This is a genomic window from Luteolibacter flavescens (genome assembly GCF_025950085.1).
Taxonomy (GTDB): domain Bacteria; phylum Verrucomicrobiota; class Verrucomicrobiia; order Verrucomicrobiales; family Akkermansiaceae; genus Haloferula; species Haloferula flavescens.
The window spans coordinates 20833-40640 of record NZ_JAPDDS010000009.1 but is presented as its reverse complement, the minus strand read 5'-3'; the positions used below and the strand labels follow the sequence as shown (position 1 = coordinate 40640).

At 64.8% G+C, this 19808-nt stretch carries 17 protein-coding genes and 1 pseudogene; 8 read left to right on the top strand and 10 right to left on the bottom strand.

The genetic code is table 11. From position 1 onward, the window contains the following. The first annotated feature begins 133 nt into the window (after window positions 1-133). The 3 genes from OKA04_RS16010 (at window position 134) to OKA04_RS16000 (ending at window position 2589) form a co-directional block, all read left to right on the top strand. Window positions 134-1087, top strand: coding sequence for a DMT family transporter (locus OKA04_RS16010; protein ID WP_264502198.1), 954 nt, complete (start codon window positions 134-136; stop codon window positions 1085-1087). Further along, complete coding sequence (locus tag OKA04_RS16005) at window positions 1042-2085, top strand: Lnb N-terminal periplasmic domain-containing protein (protein WP_264502197.1); 1044 nt, start codon at window positions 1042-1044, stop codon at window positions 2083-2085. The genes OKA04_RS16010 and OKA04_RS16005 overlap by 46 nt, the downstream gene beginning before the upstream one ends. Window positions 2086-2193: 108 nt before the next feature. Further along, window positions 2194-2589, top strand: a complete 396-nt coding sequence (locus tag OKA04_RS16000; RefSeq protein ID WP_264502196.1) for a DMT family protein — start codon at window positions 2194-2196, stop codon at window positions 2587-2589. Between the two features lie 318 nt (window positions 2590-2907). Here OKA04_RS16000 and OKA04_RS15995 read toward each other — a convergent pair whose 3' ends face one another. Beyond that, window positions 2908-3975: a metallophosphoesterase family protein gene (locus OKA04_RS15995; protein WP_264502195.1), complete on the bottom strand. Its 1068-nt coding sequence runs from the start codon at window positions 3973-3975 to the stop codon at window positions 2908-2910. 243 nt (window positions 3976-4218) lie between these two features. Continuing rightward, window positions 4219-5250, bottom strand: a complete 1032-nt coding sequence (locus OKA04_RS15990; RefSeq protein WP_264502194.1) for a hypothetical protein — start codon at window positions 5248-5250, stop codon at window positions 4219-4221. A gap of 114 nt (window positions 5251-5364) precedes the next feature. Between OKA04_RS15990 and OKA04_RS15985 the strand changes: the two genes are divergently transcribed. Next, window positions 5365-5526 (top strand): agmatine deiminase family protein, encoded by a 162-nt coding sequence (locus OKA04_RS15985; protein ID WP_264502193.1) that lies wholly within the window; start codon window positions 5365-5367, stop codon window positions 5524-5526. Window positions 5527-5722: 196 nt separating this feature from the next. Here the strand turns inward: OKA04_RS15985 and OKA04_RS15980 are convergent, their stop codons facing one another. Next, window positions 5723-6652 (bottom strand): ADP-ribosylglycohydrolase family protein, encoded by a 930-nt coding sequence (locus tag OKA04_RS15980; RefSeq protein ID WP_264502192.1) that lies wholly within the window; start codon window positions 6650-6652, stop codon window positions 5723-5725. Window positions 6653-6745: 93 nt separating this feature from the next. On the opposite strand from OKA04_RS15980, the gene OKA04_RS15975 reads away from it, so the two are divergent. Further along, on the top strand, window positions 6746-7792 hold the full coding sequence (locus OKA04_RS15975) for an agmatine deiminase family protein (protein ID WP_264502191.1): 1047 nt from the start codon (window positions 6746-6748) through the stop codon (window positions 7790-7792). Between the two features lie 409 nt (window positions 7793-8201). Here OKA04_RS15975 and OKA04_RS15970 read toward each other — a convergent pair whose 3' ends face one another. From OKA04_RS15970 to OKA04_RS15960, 4 genes and pseudogenes are all read right to left on the bottom strand, one after another. Beyond that, entirely contained in the window at window positions 8202-9020 is an 819-nt protein-coding gene (locus OKA04_RS15970; protein ID WP_343226896.1) for a TIGR00266 family protein, read from the bottom strand. A 39-nt stretch (window positions 9021-9059) separates the two neighbouring features. Beyond that, window positions 9060-9197 (bottom strand): annotated as a pseudogene (locus OKA04_RS24655) (GYF domain-containing protein); the annotation flags it as partial. Between the two features lie 185 nt (window positions 9198-9382). Further along, a complete protein-coding gene (locus OKA04_RS15965; RefSeq protein ID WP_264502189.1) occupies window positions 9383-9877 on the bottom strand; it encodes a hypothetical protein in 495 nt (164 codons plus the stop codon). 265 nt (window positions 9878-10142) lie between these two features. Beyond that, on the bottom strand, window positions 10143-11921 hold the full coding sequence (locus OKA04_RS15960) for an ABC transporter ATP-binding protein (RefSeq protein WP_264502188.1): 1779 nt from the start codon (window positions 11919-11921) through the stop codon (window positions 10143-10145). A 310-nt stretch (window positions 11922-12231) separates the two neighbouring features. Here OKA04_RS15960 and OKA04_RS15955 point away from each other — a divergent pair, with 310 nt between their 5' ends. Next, window positions 12232-13140: a transposase gene (locus OKA04_RS15955; RefSeq protein WP_264502187.1), complete on the top strand. Its 909-nt coding sequence runs from the start codon at window positions 12232-12234 to the stop codon at window positions 13138-13140. Between the two features lie 35 nt (window positions 13141-13175). Here the strand turns inward: OKA04_RS15955 and OKA04_RS15950 are convergent, their stop codons facing one another. Next, window positions 13176-14375 (bottom strand): 1-deoxy-D-xylulose-5-phosphate reductoisomerase, encoded by a 1200-nt coding sequence (locus OKA04_RS15950; RefSeq protein ID WP_264502186.1) that lies wholly within the window; start codon window positions 14373-14375, stop codon window positions 13176-13178. Beyond that, complete coding sequence (locus OKA04_RS15945) at window positions 14360-15334, bottom strand: phosphatidate cytidylyltransferase (protein WP_264502185.1); 975 nt, start codon at window positions 15332-15334, stop codon at window positions 14360-14362. The genes OKA04_RS15950 and OKA04_RS15945 overlap by 16 nt, the downstream gene beginning before the upstream one ends. A 146-nt stretch (window positions 15335-15480) precedes the next feature. Here OKA04_RS15945 and OKA04_RS15940 point away from each other — a divergent pair, with 146 nt between their 5' ends. Continuing rightward, window positions 15481-16047: an EF-hand domain-containing protein gene (locus tag OKA04_RS15940; RefSeq protein ID WP_264502184.1), complete on the top strand. Its 567-nt coding sequence runs from the start codon at window positions 15481-15483 to the stop codon at window positions 16045-16047. 237 nt (window positions 16048-16284) lie between these two features. Beyond that, on the top strand, window positions 16285-18030 hold the full coding sequence (locus tag OKA04_RS15935; protein ID WP_264502183.1) for a diflavin oxidoreductase: 1746 nt from the start codon (window positions 16285-16287) through the stop codon (window positions 18028-18030). A 19-nt stretch (window positions 18031-18049) separates the two neighbouring features. On the opposite strand, the gene OKA04_RS15930 is transcribed toward OKA04_RS15935, so the two are convergent. Continuing rightward, entirely contained in the window at window positions 18050-19705 is a 1656-nt protein-coding gene (locus tag OKA04_RS15930; protein ID WP_264502182.1) for a glycoside hydrolase family 5 protein, read from the bottom strand. Window positions 19706-19808: the final 103 nt, after the last annotated feature.

The following is a 19808-nucleotide window of genomic DNA, read 5'->3' as shown; positions in this document are numbered from 1 at the left end:
ATCGCATCGAGCGGCACTAGGTGATGGATGGGTGAAGAAGAATGCGGAAGGGAGGCTTTGAAGAGTGCGGAGCCGCTGGGAGCGTGGCGATGTCCGGGCTTTCCGGATGGGGCGTGGTGGGCAAGGATCGTGCGTGCCTGTCGCCATGCTCATCCTCGCCTGCGCCCTGTGGGGTGTCAGCTTTCCCGTGATCAAGGCACTGGATCTGGAGCAGACGGCGAGGTTGCCGGAGGCGTCGAAGGTGTTCCTTGCCACATGGCTGCAGATGGCGCGCTTCGCGCTGGCGGCGGCGATCATGATCCCGCTGGTGGCGAGGCAGATGCCATCGAGGAGGGAATGGGCGCAGGGCATCTGGCTGGCCGCATGGGGCGGGCTCGGCATGGCCCTCCAGGCATGGGGGCTGGGCTACACGGAGGCCTCCACCTCCGCCTTCCTCACGCAGGCGTATTGCGTGATCCTGCCACTGGTGGCGTGCCTGAAGACCCGGCGCGCACCGACGGCCAGGGTGATGATCGCCACCGCGCTGGTCATTCTCGGAGGAGCCATCCTCTCGGGAGTGAGACCCGGCGAACTGAAGATCGGGAAGGGCGAGGCGGCCACGCTGGCTGCGGCCTTCGTCTTCACCTTTCAGATCCTGACGCTGGAGAATCCGAAGTATGAGGGAAACCGCGGCCTGCCCGTGACCTTCGCGATGTGCACCGGCATCGCCGCGCTCTTCCTGCCGGTGACATGGTTCCTCGCTCCGGATGCGGGCCATCTCATCTCGCCGGGTGCGACTTGGCCGGCCTTCAGCCTCGTGCTGGTGCTCGCGCTGGTGTGCTCGGTCGGTGCCTATAGCCTGATGAATTGCTGGCAGCCGCGCGTGTCCGCAACGGAGGCCGGGCTGATCTACACGACCGAGCCCGTCTTCACCGCAGGCTTCGTGCTGTTCCTGCCCGTCATGCTGGGCCAGCTTGTGGGTGGTGTTTATCCGAATGAATCCCTTACCTTCACATTGGTCGCCGGCGGCTCGCTGATCCTGGCCGCCAATGTCCTGATGCAATGGAAACGTCGCCCGCACCCACCCGCGATCGCCCCGGCCCCGTGAGGAAGGCCCTGCTTGTCATCGGCCGCCAGTCGCTGCGCCTGCTGATGCTGCTGCCGGGGCTGTGGTGCCTTGGCGCGATCCACTTCGACGGGCCACTGCCCGGTGGCGGGAATATCGTGCTCACCATTCTCTGGGTGGCGCTCGCCGTCTTCCTCATGCTGCGCGCTCGCACGCGGCGGGATCGCGGCCTCTCCTACGCTGCCGTCCTCTCGCTGGTCATCCTGCCATGGCTCTGCAAGCGTCCCAGCAACGACCGCGACTGGGCACCGGAATACGCGCGCACCGCAAATGCGACGGTGGACGGCGATGCGGTCACCTTCACGAACTACCGCAACTTCGACTACGCGCTGGACGGCACGGTCACCGAGCGATGGGAAACGCGCACCGTCCACCTGTCGAAGCTGCGGGGCATCGATCTCTTCCTGAACTACTGGGGCTCGCCGCTGATCGCGCACCCGATCTTCTCCTTCGACTTCGGCGATGAGGGGCACATCGCCTTCTCCATCGAAACGAGGAGGGAAAAGGGCGAGACCTTCACCACCCTCGGCGGACTCTACAAGCTCTACGAACTGACCTACCTGGTCGGTGATGAGCGGGATTTCGTGCGCGTGCGGACAAACATCCGCGAGGACGAGGATGCGTATCTCTTCAAGCTGGATGCCACGCCCGAGGAGGCACGGAAGCGCTTCATGGAATACGTCGGCCAGATCCAGGTGATGGTGGACGAGCCGCGCTTCTACAACGTGATCACGGCGAACTGCACCACCGCCATCCGCTCGCAGATGGAAATGGAAAAGGCGCTGGTCCCGGACTACCGGCTCATCCTGAATGGCAAGCTGGACGAGCTGTTGGAGGACCTCGGGTTCTTCGCCGTGAAGGACCTGCCGCTCGCGGAGTTGAAGCGCCGCGGGCACATCAACGAGCGAGCGATGGAGGCGCAGGATGATCCCGATTTTTCGAAGAGGGTCCGCGAGGGAGTGCCGGGATTCGGTCCTTGATGCTGGGATTCCCGCATGCACGCGAACCGGGAGGAAAGATTGCGACATTCCGTGACCGGATCGCCGACTGCCGCTTGACCGCACGATGGCGGACGCTATTCGGGATGTGTGACGCTGCTGAAAACCATCGGTCTCCTGACGCTGTCGAATATTTTCATGACCTTCGCGTGGTATGCCCACCTGAAGGACATGAAGGAAAAGCCGTGGATCATCGCGGCGCTTTTCTCGTGGGGCATCGCGCTTTTCGAATACCTGCTGCAGGTGCCGGCGAACCGCATCGGCTCGTCCGCGTATAGCACCGGGCAGCTCAAGATCCTGCAGGAGGTGATCACGCTGTCGGTCTTCGTGCCCTTCGCGGTGTTTTACCTGAAGGAGAAGATCACGCTGAACTACCTCTACGCCGCGCTGTGTATGGGCGGCGCGGTGTTCTTCATCTTCCGTGACAAGGTGAACGCCAAGCCCCCGGAGCCGCCGAAGATGGAGATGAGCGAGTCGGCGCGGTGAGGTTTTCTTCGTAGCTGAATGGCTGCGCCATTCAGGCGGGGCGAGGCGTGAAGGAGAATCGCCACGTCGCTTCGTGGGGCGGGCCGCACCCGGCCGGAGCGACGCAGTCGCCCCGCTACGAAGCCAGATGCAGTCGCCCCGCCGCGTGAGGACGTAGCTGAATGGCTGCGCCATTCAGGCGGGGTGAGGTGTGAAGGGAAATCGCCACGTCGCTTCGTGGGGCGGACCGCACCCCGCCGGAACGACTCAGTCGTTCCGCTACGAAGACAAATGCAGTCGCTTCGCCGCGAGACGAGAGCGTCTCGCCATGATGGGCAGTCACGCCACCGGTTTGAACTCCACTTGCTCGATCACCTTTCCTTCAAGGTTTCTCATCACGAGGGTCAGCGCATTCGCGTCCGCCTTTCCCTCGATCCACGTGGCGCGCTCCGGCTGTGGCCCGCCGCCGACGAGCTGGCCGTAGGGAAACTCCTCCGTGCCGGGGAGCCACGCGGGCTGGTGCGTGTGCCCTGAAACAATGACCTGCGCTTTCCAATCGACGAGCGAGCCGTGCCAAGCCTCGCGGCTGGATCTACTATAGGCATCGTACCCACCCTTGTCGTATCCGGCATCCGCCACCTCGGTCTTCCAGCGCAGCGGGATGTGGCAGAAGACGATCCGATACGGCGCGTCGCGGAATTCCGGCCGGGCGATCACCTCCCGCAGCCACTCCGCCTGCTCCTGTCGCAGCTTTTCGAAAGCGACGCGTCCGCCGAAGCTCGGGTGGTCGTCCGGCTTGTCCTCGCCGGTGTGCAGGCAGATCACGGCCACGGGACCGCTGCGGAAGGCGTAGAAAGGCCGGCCATCCGGAGTCGCGACCATCTCGGGCACCTTGTAGGCCCACTTCCCGCGGACATCGTGATTTCCCCACACGAGCAGCAGCGGGCGATCCGCGCTCACGTCCTGCCCGGCGGGATGCAGCAGCGTGGGCACGAGCCAGTCCTCCTGGTGCCAGTCATTGCACGTGTCGCCATTCCAGAGGAGGAAATCGCCGCGCGGGGTGACCTCGTGCAGCTTCCCGATGGTCGGCGCATTCTGGTGGGTATCGTTCCAGATTACGAAGCTGGTTTCCTGCGCCGCGGGATCGAGCGTGCGGAATTTCTTCCACGGTCCCTCTTCCGTGTCGCCACCGTCGGTGGCCACGGTGATGGCGCGAAGCTCGTACTTCCCGCCGGGCTTCAGGCCGGCGACCTTCACGCGCAGGATCTCATCCCCCTGCGGCACGAAGCCGAAGCGATCCGCCGCGGCGGTGCCGGTGCTGCCATCCTCGCCCCGCCACTCGATGCGGCCACGGGAAAGCCGCGACACGGCCCACACCACCTCCACGCCATCATGGCGCGGGGCCATGATCACGGCGGGAGTTTTCATTAGCGGGCCGCCCGCGGATGAGGCGGTCCTTTCCTGCGCAGACGTCACTGCAGCCGCCCCGGCTATCGCCCCGCCCGTCACCGTACCGAGCAATCCACGTCGCTTCATGAGCGCGGATTACGTCACCGAAGGACGCATTTCACTACAAAACCTCACAAATATGACAAAATCGTCAACTAGGCGAAAGCTTGGACATCGCCGCGTGGGTTCTCAAAGCCCCTGTTATCTGGAGACTCGTTTCAGGATCGCCTTCGCCTCCTCGCTTCCTTCTACCTCCAGACGGATCGATGCGACGGCGGTGCGGAAGTCGTAGTTCTCGTCTTTGCCATAGGGGAACTTCATCACCTCGCCGGGGATGCCAGTGATGAGTTCAAAAACCAACGCATCATTCGCGGGTGCCGCGTTCCACTGGAGTTCATGCCCCGGCTTTTCCGGGATGGGCGTGAGGCGGATTCTCGCGAAGTCCTTCTCATCCTCTGTCTCGTCGGTGCCCTTCAAGACACAGGTCCGCACGTTCCAAGAACCATTGCCTTCTTCAACGATTTCAAAGGCCTGGCCCTTTCCGTCATCCCGGTGCCGCACGGCGATCGTCCGTTCAGGTTTATCAGCCCCTCCGAGTTCGAGCCATTCCGCCATCTTCACCGCGGTGTCCCCCTTCCACTTGTAATAGGTATTGCCGAATCCGGACCACCTCCCGCCCCAAAACGACGTGGTGACAACGAGGTAACCGCCGATCCACTCCGGCTCACCACGTTGGGAGGAGATGCTCGTCAGTTCGATGCCGGAGTCTTTCCTCCGGGCCACGGCGTATCCGGTGCTGAAGCCGTCGTTGCTGAAAGCGACCAGCACTTCGGGGATACGATCTCCATCGAGATCCTTGAGGACAAAGGGAACCTGAGGCGGCTTGCAGCGGTAGTATTGCCCGTATTCCGGATCCTGAGTCGTTTTTCCCGGCGGCACCCATGCTGGCGGGACATCGAGTCCTCCCGCCATCTCCCACGCGCCGTCCTTCGCGATGGCCCAGGACGTCCCTTCCGTTCCCACGAGGGCCAAGTGTCTGCCATCGCCAAAGAGATCGCCATGCATCACCACCGGTCCGCGCGGCGAATGCCAGACCGTCGGCGTATCAGGCGTTTTGCCAGGGTCGATTGCCGCCAGCACCTCCTGCGGCGTTTGCCACACGATTCCAACAATCTCCCCCGCCTTGCCTCCTTGAATCCCCAGAACCGCGATACACGCGAAGATCGTTTTCACGCCGATGCCTTACGCAATCCTCTCGTAGGATCGATCAGGATTGGACGAAAGTTTTTCGCCGTTCAGAATCCCTCCCAGGACTCCCGCCGCGCTCGGCTATGGGATGCCTCCTGAATGGTCCCCCATACGGCCGTATGGCTGTCGTGGCCGGTGAATGACGAGCTCCACTGGGGCGGGGCGAAGCACACGCTGATGCGCGAAAAATTCGCGGAGATCGCCGCGGGGATCAGCCTTTTCGAGACGGTGCGGATCAATGCTCCGGGTGCGGGGCCATGATGACTGCAGGAGTTTTCATCAGCGGGCCGCCTGCGGATGGGGCGGACTTTTCCTGCGCTGAGGTCACGACAGCCGCCTCGGCCAACGCCCCGCCCGTCACAGTCCCGAGAAATCCGCGTCTCTTCATGAGCGCGAACTACGTCACTGTAAGAACGAATTTCCCCACATAACCTCACAAATACGACGAAATCACCAACTAATCTCGCAATGCTTGACCGGGCACCTGCACCCCATCCACCGGCGGTAGGGCTTCCCTCGAAGCGATCCACTCGGGAGGCACTCCGGATGCGCCTAACCGGGCAGCGACGATGCCTCCGACCATCGCGGCATTCGTGTCGCAGTCACCTCCTGCCTCCACCGTAGCGATGACCGCTTCCTGAAAATCATCGAGCGAACGAAGCGCCGACCAGATCACGAAGGGCACGGTATCGGGAGCCGTGACGAGCGAGCCATTTCCCAGCCGACGCCCGGCGACATCGGGAGAAAGGCGGGGCTCCAGCGAGACTGCAGCTACGAGCCCTTCCCGCGTATCGCCGGGGGGAGTGAGTCGAAGGACTGCTTCCGTGATGACCTTTCTCGCCTCGGCATGCTCGATCTCCCTCGTTTGCCAGGCGCACGCCGTGGCGACTGCAACCGCGATGGCCCCGGCAATGCCCTCCGGATGCCAATGGGTGACACGCGCCGACTTCATCGCCTCGGCTACCACCCGGTCGAGGTCATCCGCGAACCATGCACCGAGAGGTGCGACGCGCATGGCCGCACCATTCCCCATGGAGCCTCCGCTGAATGCCGACCGCGAGGCGCTTTCCCACAACTCCCCTGCCCCGATCTGCCGGAGAATGATCGCTGCCATCTTTCCATACCCGCGGTCCGGGTCGTGCTTGAAATTGCGGGCGAAAATCCACGCCAGCATCTCCTCCTCAATCGCGCCGCAGCGGTGCAGGCACTCCTCAATACCGAGCGCCATGGCGGTGTCGTCCGTCCACCACCACGGCCCGGCCGGAACACCGAGAGCCACCCGGCCTCTGACCCCCGAGTGGCCGTAAGCCATCATCTCACCAAAGGCATCCCCGACCGAAAGTCCCTCGAGGACCGTGCGTGCGCGGATGCTGCGGGTGGAGTCCATGTGGAGTTGTTAGCCGCGATCCAGGGAGGCGGCGAGCGCCTTTGTCTCGATCATTGATTGGACGTCCGGCATTCGCCATTCTAAGTCCCTCGCATGACTCCCGCCGCGCTCGGCTATGCAATGCCCCCTGAATGGTCCCCCCAGACGGCCGTATGGCTGTCGTGGCCGGTGAATGACGAGCGCCACTGGGGCGGGGCGAAGCACACGCTGATGCGCGACAAGTTCGCGGAGATCGCCGCGGGGATCAGCCTTTTCGAGACGGTGCGGATCAATGCCCCGGGCGCGGACCACGCGATGATCCGCGAGGCGTGCAACCGCGCGCGGGCCGTGCCGGAGCGCGTGGAACTCTTCGACCATCCGCACAATGACGTGTGGTGCCGGGACCACGGGCCGATCTTCGTGAAGCATCGCGAGACCGGCGAGCTAGCGGTGAGCGACTGGGGCTTCAACGCGTGGGGCGGGAAATTCCCCCCGTACGATCTGGACGATGCGATCCCGCGCCGCGTGGCGGAGGCACTCGGCCTGAAGCGCTTCGACGGCGGCATGATCTTGGAAGGCGGGGCCATCGAGATCAACGGCCTGGGCCAACTGCTCACCACCGAGGCGGTGCTGCTGAATCCGAACCGGAACCCGCACCTCTCGCGCGAGGACATCGAGCAAAAGCTCCGCGACACCCTCGGCGTGCGGGACATCCTGTGGTTGCGGCAGGGCATCGAGGGCGACGACACGGACGGCCACATCGACGACCTGGCGCGCTTCACCGATGACACCACGATCCTGGCGTGCCTGGAGAAGGACCGCAGCTCGCCGAACCGCGCGGTGCTGGAGGAGAATTTCGACCGCCTGAAGTCATTCACCCGCCCTGACGGCCGGTCCTTCGAAGTGGTGCACATCAATTTGCCGGAGGCCTGCGAAGTGCCCGGCTGGCGGCTGCCGGTACTACCCGCGTCGTACGTCAATTTCCTGATCGTGAATGGCGGCGTGCTGGTCCCCACCTTCCGCCAGAGCCGGAATGACGACATGGCTCTCGGCCAGATCCGCGAGCTCTTCCCGGACCGCACGGTCATGGGCATCGACTGCCTGGACCTGGTGGAGGAGGGAGGGACGCTGCACTGCATCTCTCAGCAGCAGCCGGCCTGACCCTTTCCGGGCCACGTCTGGTAGCGGAAGGACTGCGTCCTTCCGGCTGGGCGGAGCCAAAAGATGGATCGCCGCTTTGAGGCACGCTGCGGACCGCTCCCCGCCGGAACGACGCAGTTGTCCCGCTACTTTTCGGGGCCGCCCCCTTTGGTAGCGGAAGGACTGCGTCCTTCCGGCTGGGCGGAGCCGGAAGATGGATCGCCGCTTTGAGACACGCTGCGGGCCGCACCCCGCCGGAACGACGAAGTCGTCCCGCTACTTTTCGGGCCACCCCCCCTTTGGTAGCGGAAGGACTGCGTCCTTCCGGCTGGGCGGAGCCGGAAGATGAATCGCCGCTTTGAGACACACTGCGGACCGCACCCCGCCGGAACGACGAAGTCGTACCGCTACCGCTACATCTCGTGCCGGATCAATCGCCGAAGAGATTCCCCAGGCCGCCGAGGGCGGAGCCTTGCTCGCGGCCGCTGGCATACATGCCGGTGATGCGCTGGGCGAGGCGGGCGAAGGGCATGCTCTGGAGCCATACGGTGCCGTGGCCCTGCAGCGTGGCGAGGAAGAGACCTTCGCCGCCGAAGACCATGGACTTCAGGTTTCCGGAGCGCTGGATGTCGTAGTCGATGCCCTTGGTGAAGCCGACGAGGCAGCCGGTGTCGACGAAGAGCTTTTCGCCTTTCAGCTCCTTCCGCACGACAGTGCCGCCTGCGTGGATGAAGGCCATGCCATCGCCATTCAGGCGCTGGAGGATGAAGCCCTCCCCACCGAAGAGTCCGGCGCCGAGCTTCTTGTTGAAAGCGATCCCGAGTTGCGTGCCCATGGCGGCACAGAGGAAGGCGTCCTTTTGGCAAAGCAGCTCGCCTCCCTGCTGCGAGAGATCGATGGGGACGACCGTGCCGGGATAGGGCGCGGCAAAGGTGACGCGCTTCTTGCCGCCGCCGCGGTTCGTGAAGTGGGTCATGAAGATTGACTCGCCGGTGAGGGCGCGCTTGCCGACGGCCATGAGCTTGCCCATGAAGCCTTCGTTCGGCGTGGAACCGTCGCCCATCTTCGTCTCGAAAGCGATGCCGTCTTCCATATAGTTCATCGCGCCAGCCTCGGCGATGACGGTCTCGCCGGGATCGAGCTCGATCTCGACCATCTGGATGGACTCGCCGATGATCTCATAGTCAATCTCGTGGGAGCGCTTGCCACGCAGCGGCGGAGGCCCACCGGCGGGCAACGCGGGCGGCATGCCGGGGCTGGCGAAGAGATCGGGCAGAACCTTCGCGGCAGGCTCCCATCCGGCCATCCCTGCGGTCCAGACAAGCGTCTGGGAGGTGATGATGCCCCCCTCCGCGAGCTCGGCGAGGTTTTCCTCGGAGGTGGAGGCGGATGAGCCGGAAGCGCTGTGATAGTGCCAGGTTTTCATGATGATGGGAGAGACTAGGGAGGTGAAAAAAGAGCGCAAGAATGCAGGAATCGGCCTCTCTGGCGAGTGGAGGAAATGGTGGATTTTCTACGGGCGAAGGGGATTGGGGCGAGGTTCGGCCACGCCGGTCGGATATCATTGGCGTGAATGGATTCCGGATGGTGGGACCGGACATGGCAGTGGGCCTAGCGCTTTTGCGCTTCCTCTTCCGCCTTGCGTTTCCGGGCTTCTTCCGCTTTGGCCTCACGTTCGATGAATTCGTCGTCCTGCCACTGATCGTCGGAGATCTTGTCGGAAAAGAAATAGGGAAGCCCGCCCAGCATCGCGTAGCCACCATGGCGAACGCGAATGTCCCGCGAGTCAAAATCCTCCACCACTTCATCCCCTTTTATCAACCGGTTGCCGTCCATGCGGCAGCCCGAGATGTCCACCCGGCTGGAAGCGGCAATCGTAAAGTCCGGACGAAACACGATCATGAAGGAATGCCCTCTGGCCGGAGGCGTATCTCGTCCGAAAGGAGAGGATCGAATGAAGCCGGCCGACGCGATGAAGAACCTTTCTTTTCCGCGTTCGACGTATCCCAAATACTCGATGGCCCGGAGGTGATAGGTGTCGTTTTCGCCCGGCGGTTTCCTCGATATGAATTGCTCCTCACCCGACTTTTCCATCCCCTCGATCATCCGGAGAAGCATCTTAGGCTCCTCCAAGGACTCTCCTCCGTTTCCCGCGAAAGAGACGGCTGATCCGAATGCAGCGAAGGCGACAAGGAGGCAAAGTCGGGAAGCTCTGTTCACGAAGCCCTTTACGAGGAACAAGCGGGAGTTTTCACAGGCTGAAATTTCAGCATAGCAGAAGTCCCGTGAGGCGTGTGGACGTGCCGACCATTCCGTGTCGACAGAATGTCGACACGCCTCATTTAGGACTGCGCCATGCAGGGAGCCCGCCTTACAATAGCTGCGTCTCCGCGAGCAGGTGATAGGTGCCGCGCTTGGCGACGAGTTCGTCGTGGGTGCCGCTTTCGACGAGGCGGCCGTGATTCATCACGAGGATGGTGTCGGCGTGGCGGACAGTGGAGAGGCGGTGTGCGATGACGAGGCTGGTGCGGCCGGCCATGAGGCGTTCGAGCGCTTCATTCACGAGGCGCTCGCTCTCGGTATCGAGCGCGCTGGTGGCCTCGTCCAGCAGGAGGATGCGCGGGTCGGCTAGGATGGCGCGGGCGATGGCGATGCGCTGGCGCTGGCCGCCGGAGAGCTTCGTGCCGCGCGGGCCGACGAGCGTGTCGTAGCCCTGCGGCAGGCCTTCGATGAAGGCGTGGGCGTTCGCCTGCTTGGCGGCATTCTCGATATCGGACGCGCTGGCACCGGGACGACCGTACTCGATATTCTCACGGATGGAGCCGCCGAAGAGCATCACCTCCTGCGGCACCACGGCGATCTGCTTGCGCAGCGAGGAAAGCTCCAACTCCGCGGCATCCGCTCCGTCGAAAAGCACGCGGCCGCTCTCCGGGCGGTGGAAGCCGAGGATGAGCGAGAAGACGGTGGACTTCCCCGCGCCAGACGGGCCGACGAGCGCGATGCGTCTGCCCGGCGCAACGGTGAAGGAAAGATCGTGCAGCACCGGGGCCTCCGGGCGCGAGGGGTAGCGGAAGCTCACGCCATCGAAGGCGACGCCGCCGTCCAGCCTGGCCGCCGCGCGGGTGCCGGTCAGCTCCGGCTTCTCCGCCATCAGCTCGCGCAGGCGCTCGGTCGCGCCGGACATGGCCTGCACCTGCGAGATGATCTCGGGCATGGAACCCAGCGACGCACCGACGAAGACGCTGAAGAGGATGAAGGCCATGAAATCCCGCTGCGAGATCTCACCGCTGGCCAGCATGTGCGAGCCGAACCACGCGACACCGGCGATGGTGCCGAACATGGCGAAAATGATGAAGGAAAGGAAGGCGGCACGGGTCTTCGCACCCTTCAGCGTGACGTCAAAGAAGCGGTCCAGCGAGCGATTGTAGCGGGACAGTTCGTAGGGCTCGTTCGAGAATGCCTTCACGTCGGCGATGCCCTGCACGCTCTCTTCCATGACCATGCCGGACTCGGCGAGCGCCTCCTGGGCATCGCGCGAATGCTGCCGGACGCGTCGGCCGGAGATGGCCACGGCCAGCACCACCACGGGCACACTGGCGAGCATCACCAGCGAGAGCTTCCACGAGAAGAAGAAGACGGCGACGAGGCTGCCGACGAGGATGACGGTGTGCCGCGCGGCCTGGGGCAACGTGGTGAGCAGCGTCTCGCGCACGGTGCCGAGGTCGGCGGACACGCGATTGCTCACGGAGCCGGCGCGCTGGTCCTGGAAGAAGGGCACGGGTAGCTTCATCAGGTGGCCGAAGAGATTGCGGCGCAGGTCATTCAGCGCGGCCTCGCCGGAGCGGGTGAAGCCCTTCACGCGCCAGTAGGCGATGAAGGATTGCACGGCCAGCACCCCGAGTAGGAGGAGGATCGTTTCGTCGGCCTTCGCGCGGGTGGCGGCGGCATCGAGGCCGTTTTTCCAGGAGTCCGCGGGATCGCCGATGAGGTCCTTCAGGAAAAGCGGGAAGGCCAGCGAGAGCGCGGCGGTGACGAAGAGCGCGATGACGGAAGGGATGAAGATCTTCCGGTGTGGCCGCAGGTAGCCGAGCACCCAGGCGAGTCCGTCCTTTCCGCTTCCCTTTTTCTTCTCCGGCTCCGATGTCGGCATGCGTGGGATGGGAAACAATGCGGCCCCGCGCGTCAAATGCGGAGCGGACGGGCTCTGCCATGATAACTCGCGTAGCGGATGGGCTGCGCCCTTCCGGTGGGGCGAGGGGTGAAGCGAGGGCGACGCTCGGATCCGCCCTGACGGCTCGGTGATTGGGACGGCGACGGCGGCGTGGAGGGATGGGCGGTCCGCACCCAGCCAGAACGACGCAGTCGCTCTGCTACGAAATGTAGCGGATGGGCTGCGCCCTTCCGGCGGGGCGCGGGGTGAAGCGAGAGCGCCGCTTGGATTTGCCCTGACGCCTCGGAGATTGGGACGGCGATGGCAGCGAGGGTGGGAGGCGGCGTGGAGGGATGGGCGGGCCGCACCCAACCAGAACGACGCAGTCGTTCTGCTGCGCGCCGCCACGAAATGCGCGCCCCACGTCCGCCTCGTCTGCGAGGCCACCGCCGGTTACGAGCAGCTCCTCGCCACCGCCTCCTTCAAGGCAGGCGTGCCCATCTGCATCGTGCCGCCGCAACGTCCCCGGCACTTCGCCAAGGCCCTGGGACTCCACGCCAAGAACGACCCCGTCGATGCCGCCCTGCTGTCCCGCTTCGGCAACCAGACCGGTCCCCAGCCCGCCATGCCAAAGGAGCGGTCGCGCAAGGAACTCGAGTCCCTGATGCGGGCCCGCGGTGAATTGATCGACGCACTCGGCCGCGAGAACAGCCGCCATGAGCATCACGCCCATCCGGTGGTCCTCAAGCTCGCCAAGGCCCGCATCGCCCGCCTGGAGAAAGACATCGCGGCCATCGACAAGGCGGCCGCTGCGGTGATCGCTGCCGATCCCTTGCTCTCGAAGGCCGATGCCTTGTTGCGCCAGGTCACCGGCGTCAGCCATCAGAGCAGCCGGGTGCTGCTGGCCTTCATGCCCGAACTCGGCACGCTCAACCGCCGTGAAATCGCCGCGCTTGCAGGCCTTGCCCCCTTCGACCGCGACAGCGGCAACAAGCAGGGCAAGCGGTTCATCCAGGGAGGACGGGCGAGGATCCGCAGCACGTTGCACATGGCGGGCCTCTCGGCGGCGAAATTCAACAAGGTGCTCGCGCCCGCCTACCGGAAGCTGAGGAAGGCGGGAAAACCGTTCAAGGTGGCGATCACCGCGATCACGCGCAAGCTGCTGGTCCACCTCAATTCCATCATGGCCGATTTCCTCAAAAACGAAGTTGCAGCTTAACACTGTTACTACGAAGAAGGAGCCGCTACGAACCCCTACAAGGAAAGCTCCGCCACGCCTGCAAAGGACGAAGCCGTCCGCCGTGCCCAGGCGTCGGCCTCGATGACCGCCTCGAGCGAGGAGGCCGGGGCCGTGTGATGGGAATGCATGGTCTCACCCACAACGCGCCAGATATCCGTGAAGCCGATCTTCCCGTCGATGAAGGCATCCACGGCGATCTCGTTCGCGGCATTGAAGACCGCGGGCAGGGTGCCGCCGGTGAGGCCGGCCTGCCGGGCCAGGCCCAGCGCGGGGAAGTCCGCATGCCGAGGTTCCTCGAAGTCGAGCTTCGCGAGCTTGCCGAAATCGAGCGGTTGCAGGCCGCCCGCCACGCGCTCCGGCCAGGTGAGCGCATACTGGATGGGGAAGCACATGTCCGTCTTGCTCATCTGCGCGAGCACGGAGCCGTCGATGAACTCGACCATGGAGTGGACGATACTCTGCGGATGCACGACCACGTCGATGCGCTCCATGCCGATGCCGAAGAGCCAGCGGGCCTCGATCATTTCCAGCCCCTTGTTGAAGAGCGTGGCGGAGTCGATGGTGATCTTGCGGCCCATTTCCCAAGTCGGGTGCTTCAGCGCCTGGGCGAGGGTGACGTCGGCGAGGCGGTCGGCAGGCCAGGTACGGAAGGGTCCGCCGGAGGCTGTTAGAATGAGGCGCGAGACCTCCTTTTCCCCGCCGCGGTGTCCGTCGAGGCACTGGAAGATCGCATTGTGCTCGCTGTCCACGGGCAGGAGCTTCACGCCCTTCGCCTCGGCGGCGGCGGTGACGATCTCGCCTGCCATGACGAGGATTTCCTTCGAGGCGACGGCGAGGTGCTTGCCCGCCTCAATAGCGGCGAGCGCGGGCTGGAGCCCGGCGGTGCCGACGATGGCGATGAGCACGGTATCCGCTTCTTCCATCGAGGCGAGTTCCGCGAGGCCCTCGGGTCCGGCGAGGATGGTCACGTCGGCGGGCACCAGCGCACGCAGCGCGGCCACCTTCGTGGTGTCGCAGAGGGCCACGCGCTTCACGCCGGTCTCGCGCACCTGGGCGGCGAGGGCGTCCACGCTGCCATTTGCCGCGAGGCCCACGAGCTCGATGCGCTCCGGCAGCAGCCTGGCGACTTCCAGCGTGGAGCGTCCGATCGATCCGGTGGAACCGAGCAGGACGACTTTCTTGCGTGCCGGCGCGGCGTTCAGGGCGTCATCCATTTGAGATAGAAATAAAGCACGGGCGCGGTGAAGCAGAGGCTGTCGATGAGATCGAGCGCGCCGCCGATGCCCGGCAGCATCTGGCCGGAGTCCTTCACATTCAGGCTGCGTTTCACCACGCTCTCGGCGAGGTCCCCGACGACGGCGAGCAGGCAGAGCACGATGCTGAGAACGATGACGTGCGGCCATCCGCCGAGCACGTGGAGGCCGGTGGCGAAGCTCGGCATGTCTTCCTTGAAAAGCGCGTAGAGTCCGCAACCGGCGAGCAGGGCGAAGAAGATCGCGCCGCCGAAGCCCTGCCACGTCTTGCCGGGGCTCACGTGGGGGATCATCTTGTGCTTGCCGATCATGGAGCCGACGATGTAGGCGCCCATGTCGGTGAATTTTGTCACGGCGATCATCCACAGCAGCACCATGGCTCCCGGGACCTGTCCCTCGCCGGGGACGAGGAAGACGAGCCGCGCGGCGAAATTGAAGAGGAAGGCGAGATAGACGAAGCCGAGCAGGTTCGACGCGACAGTCTGCATCGCTTCCAGACCGCGGATCGGGTAGCGGAGCTGCAGGAAGAAGGAGCCTGCGAGCGCGGCGAAGATGGCGGCACCGTCGAACCACTCCGGCAGGGTGGCGATCCGATGGCTCGCCGCGGGCGAGAGATCCATGGCCGACCCCAGGCCGCCATTCGGTGCCTGACCATTGACGAGCAGCATCCAGTAGAGGGTGCCCGAGTAAGCCACCGCGAGCAGCATGCCGTAGCGCGGGAAGCACTTCACGCCACCGGCCTTCAGCATGCGGAAGTACTCCAGCGTGGCGATGACGGTGAGCACGCCGACGAGGCCGACGTAGGCCCACGCCTGGCGACTGGCGAGGGCGGCGGCCACCACCGCCCACAGTCCCAGCGTGCTGGCACTGCGACGCAGGAAGGTCGTTCGTTTGGAATTGTCGGGCGACGGACTAGGCATCCGCGCGCATCCAAACCGCCCCGGACGCGTGAAGCAATTTCATTCCGCGCCGCAACCTTGCCCGGATGCCCGGGTTTTCCCGCTCAACAACGGATGGCCAACCCGTCAAACCCCAAGAAACCAACCAAGCAACCGATACCGATACAATGAACACGACCCTGACCATGATCGCCCTGGCACTCGCCGGCACCCTGGCCGTCCAAGCCCAAGAGCCCGCTCCCGAGCGCGGCCAGCGCGAGCGCCGCGGTGGTGGCGGTGCAAACCGCATGACCTCGCCGGAGATCCTCAAGGAATTCGACAAGGATGGCGACGGCAAGCTCAGCGACGAGGAAGCCAAGGCCGCCCGCACCGCCATGCAGGCCAAGCGCGAGGAAGCCCGCAAGAAATTCATCGAGAAGTACGACACCGACAAGGACGGCAAGCTGAGCGAGGAAGAGACCAAGGCCGCCCGCGAGGACGTCCAGGCCAAGCGCAAGGCCCTGCTCGAGAAGTACGACGCGAACAAGAACAACCGCCTCGACCCCGAGGAAGTGAAGACCGCCCGCGAAGCCGGTGAGGAGATCCCGGAAATGATCGGCATGGGTGGTCGCCAGGGTGGCCAAGGCGGCCCCGGCGGTGAAGGTCGCCCGAACCGCCGCGGCGGTCAGGGTGGCGAAGGCGGACGCGGTGGCCAGGGCGGCGGCGAAAAGCCCGCTCCTCCGGCCGGCGAATAATCTGGACCCTGCAATCGAACCCACGATCGAACCCAATGAGCCCGGAGTGCGCCCGTCGCCCTCCGGGCTTCTTATTTCCAGTGCCACCGGCGCGCGGCAGGCTGTCCATGAGCGGGCCTCACTTTCCGACGTAGCAATCTGCATCCCGGACTAAACCCGGTGGCATGAAACGCGCTTGAACGGGTCCGCCCGCGCCCTAAGGTCCCTGCCCCCGGCTCCGGGAGCCTTTCCGCCTCAATGTCCTCTTTCATCCAGATCCCCGAAGACGCCCCCTTTTCCGCCGAGCAGCGTGTGTGGCTCGGCCAGTTCCTTTCCAACCTGCTGGCAAATGCCGCCGCCGGTGCCACTGCCAGCGCCCCGGCCGGCCCAGCCGTCCCGGTGACCATTCTCTGGGGCTCCCAGACCGGGAACTCAGAAGGCCTCGCCAAGAAACTGGTGAAGTCGCTGAAGAAGGGCAATTTCGAGCCGGAAGTCTTCGACATGGGCGCCTATGACAAGGCACGCCTGCCGCAGGAAAAGAACCTGCTGATCATCACCTCGACCTATGGCGATGGCGAGCCGCCGGACAATGCGGCGGAGCTTTATAACTGGATCCTCAGCGATGCCGCGCCACGCGTGGAGGGTGTGCAATTCTCCGTGCTCGCGCTGGGCGACACGAACTACCCGGACTTCTGCAAGTGCGGCATCGACTTCGACGTCCGCCTGGAACAACTTGGCGGCAAGCGTCTCTTCAAGCGGATCGACAGCGACGTGGACTACGACGGTCCCTTCAAGGAGTGGTCGGACGGCATCATCGGCCTGCTAGCCCCGGCGGGTGCAGTTACCTCGAATGGCGCTGCCGCGACGGTGGAGCAAGCGGACACGGGCTACTCGAAGAAGAACCCCTTCCCCTCGCCCATCCTCACGAACTACAACCTGAACGGCCCCGGCGACAAGCAGACGAACCACCTCGCGCTCTCGCTGGAAGGCTCCGGCCTCAGCTACGAGGTGGGTGATGCGCTCGGTGTCTTCCCGAAGAATCCGCCCTCCGTGGTGGACGAGATCCTCGCCGCGCTGCCTTTCAATACGAAGGTCTCCGTGCCGCTGCCGGACGGCGGCGAGGCGAGCCTGCGCGACGCGCTGATCTCGAACTACGACATCGGCACGCTGAACAAATCCCTGATCCAGAAGTGGCAGGCCCGCAGCGGCTCGCCCTTCCTGCGTTCGCTCGTGCAGGCGGATGACAAGAAGGCGTGGGATGACTTCTGCTGGGGCCGCGACCTGATCGACCTGGTGATCGATCACCCTGCAGACTTCACGGATGCGGAGGACTTCGTGGCAGTGCTGAAGAAGCTCCAGCCGCGCCTCTACTCGATCGCCTCCAGCCCGAATGCCCACCCCGGCGAAGTCCACCTCTGCGTGGGCATCGTCCGCTACGAATCCAGCGGCCGGAAGCGCGGCGGCATCTGCTCCACCTTCCTCGCGGACCGCGCGGAGGGCGTGAAGCCGGGCGTCTTCGTCCACGTGAACAAGGCCTTCCGCCTGCCTGCGAATGGCGACACGCCGGTCATCATGGTCGGCCCCGGCACGGGCATCGCCCCCTTCCGCGCCTTCCTCGAGGAGCGCAAGGTGAGCGGCGCGAAGGGCGGGAACTGGCTTTTCTTCGGCAATCCCCACAGCAAGACCGACTACCTCTATGCCGACGAGCTCACCGCCTTCGAGAAGGACGGCACGCTCCAGAAGCTGGATCTCGCCTGGTCCCGCGACCAGAAGGAGAAGGTGTATGTCCAGAACCTGATGGTGCAGCAGGGTGCCGAGCTGTGGAAGTGGTTCCAGGACGGTGCCGCCTTCTACGTCTGCGGCGATGCCTCGCGCATGGCGAAGGACGTGGACGCCGCGCTGCACACCATCGCCGAGCAGCACGGCGGTCTCTCGAAGGAAGACTCCGCCGCCTGGGTCGCCCAGCTCAAGAAGGACAAGCGCTACCTGCGCGACGTTTATTGAGCGCGCGGTCTGCCCCGCATCATTTCCCGAAAAGGGCCTCTCTCAGGAGAGGCCTTTTTTGTTCGGCATCCCAGTAGCCGAAGCCTGCCTTCCAGTCCCACATGGTCCACGGGATGCCGCGCTTCTCGGCAGCGAGGCGGAAGTCGCGCACGTAGCGGGCACGGCTGGCGGCGTCGGCTTCCTTGTAGCAGCCGAATTCCCCGATGTGGATGGCGCGTCCGAAGTGCCGGGACCACGCCACGGCGTCATCGAGCAGCACCTCGAAGGAGGCGGCGGTGCAGGGATTGTCCGCGCCCTTGCGGGTATTGTAGGCGTCCATCCATGCGACGAGGCTGGCATTGTCCTTCAGCGAATCCGGCACGGCCACCGGCGAGGCGGGCGGGCCGGGATAGGTGATGCCGCGGAGGTCCTGGAAGCCCACCCAGCCGGCACGCTGGTGGGTGAATTGGAAGGGCTCGTAGCTGTGGACGCTGGTGATGATGCGGTCGTCGCCATCCGGCAGGAAATAGCGGTCCAACCCGGGCACGGACGCCCACTGCGGGGGATTCGCGAGCAGGATGCGCTGCGGGCTGACAGAGCGGATGGCGGCGATGGCCTCGGCATGAACGGCAGTGAGCGTGTCGTGGTCGAGCGCGCCATTCGGCTCGTTGAGAAGCTCCAAGTAGAGCCCCGCGGGCAAGTCCTTGTAGTGCGTGGCGATGGTCTTCCAGTCGTTCGCGAATGCGGCGCGATGGGCGGCGGGATCCTTCACGAGGGCGTCGTGGTGATGCCAGTTCAGGATCACGGTCAGCTTGCGATCCAGAGCGCGCTTCAGCACCGGCTCCAGCTCGGCCAGCAGCTCCGGCTTGATCGCACCATCCACCATGTGGAAGTGCCAGGCGACGGGCACGCGGATGTGATCGAAGCCCTGGTCGGCGACGTGATCGACATCCTGCGCATCGTACTTGATGCCCCAGGTGCCGGGCTCGGCTTCCCAACTGTTTCCGAAATTCACGCCCCGCTTCAGCTTCGCCGCCGCCCGGTGGGCCGGGGTGTCCTGCCCGAGGATGCGGGGAGACTTGAAGCCGGGGACGGTCGCGGCTCGGGCATGGAGCGTGACGGTCACGGGCACGCCGGACTTCACCTCCAGCCTGCCCACCAGCGGACGGCCGTGCCACGAGGCGGCCACGTGCTTGCCAGCCACCGGCTCGCGATCTGCGAGCGCCCACGAGTCCGCGGCGGGATAGGGACGCCACGGAGACTCCCATCCGGCGGGCTTGCCATCGGCCATGTCTTCAAAGCCGCCATTCCGGAGCGTGGCTCCCTTCGCGGAGATCTCGTCCCACAGGACCTCCTGCTGGCGGAGGACGCCAGGCCGGGCCTCGGCCCATGGGCCATTCAGGTCGAGCTCGATGTTGCCGTCATGCGTGGGCGTGAATTGCAGCGTGACCTGCTTCCACTTCCACCAGGTGATGGGGAAGTTCACGTCGGTCAGGCGCTCGCGCTTCTCCGGCGTGTCCTCGTATTTGCCGGGCAGGCATTCGCCGGAGGAGATGCGGGCGTCCTTCAGCGGTGCGGCATCTCCCGGCACGCGGAGGAAGAGGCGCGCGTGTGTGGGCTGGAAGGGCACGAAGTCCTCCGCGGCAAGCGGCGCGACCAGCGCGAGGGAAAGGAGAAGCCGGCAGAACAACGACATGGGCACCATACGAGGTGACATGCCACGGGCTGTCAGCACCGCAAGCGCCATGAAGCGGCGTGGCGCGGCAATCCTTCACGGGTGCCACGCCAGGAGCATGCCG

What these genes read in the sequence shown, in the direction of transcription:
- OKA04_RS16005 (WP_264502197.1), top strand. Translation starts at nt 1,042, where the DNA reads ATGGAAACGTCGCCCGCACCCACCCGCGATCGCCCCGGCCCCGTGAGG.
- OKA04_RS15995 (WP_264502195.1), bottom strand. Translation starts at nt 3,975, where the DNA reads ATGGCCCCGCGCCATGATGGCGTGGAGGTGGTGTGGGCCGTGTCGCGG.
- OKA04_RS15985 (WP_264502193.1), top strand. Translation starts at nt 5,365, where the DNA reads ATGGTCCCCCATACGGCCGTATGGCTGTCGTGGCCGGTGAATGACGAG.
- OKA04_RS15980 (WP_264502192.1), bottom strand. Translation starts at nt 6,652, where the DNA reads ATGGACTCCACCCGCAGCATCCGCGCACGCACGGTCCTCGAGGGACTT.
- OKA04_RS15975 (WP_264502191.1), top strand. Translation starts at nt 6,746, where the DNA reads ATGACTCCCGCCGCGCTCGGCTATGCAATGCCCCCTGAATGGTCCCCC.
- OKA04_RS15970 (WP_343226896.1), bottom strand. Translation starts at nt 9,020, where the DNA reads ATGCCGCCCGCGTTGCCCGCCGGTGGGCCTCCGCCGCTGCGTGGCAAG.
- OKA04_RS15965 (WP_264502189.1), bottom strand. Translation starts at nt 9,877, where the DNA reads ATGATCGAGGGGATGGAAAAGTCGGGTGAGGAGCAATTCATATCGAGG.
- OKA04_RS15960 (WP_264502188.1), bottom strand. Translation starts at nt 11,921, where the DNA reads ATGCCGACATCGGAGCCGGAGAAGAAAAAGGGAAGCGGAAAGGACGGA.
- OKA04_RS15950 (WP_264502186.1), bottom strand. Translation starts at nt 14,375, where the DNA reads ATGGATGACGCCCTGAACGCCGCGCCGGCACGCAAGAAAGTCGTCCTG.
- OKA04_RS15945 (WP_264502185.1), bottom strand. Translation starts at nt 15,334, where the DNA reads ATGCCTAGTCCGTCGCCCGACAATTCCAAACGAACGACCTTCCTGCGT.
- OKA04_RS15940 (WP_264502184.1), top strand. Translation starts at nt 15,481, where the DNA reads ATGAACACGACCCTGACCATGATCGCCCTGGCACTCGCCGGCACCCTG.
- OKA04_RS15935 (WP_264502183.1), top strand. Translation starts at nt 16,285, where the DNA reads ATGTCCTCTTTCATCCAGATCCCCGAAGACGCCCCCTTTTCCGCCGAG.
- OKA04_RS15930 (WP_264502182.1), bottom strand. Translation starts at nt 19,705, where the DNA reads ATGTCGTTGTTCTGCCGGCTTCTCCTTTCCCTCGCGCTGGTCGCGCCG.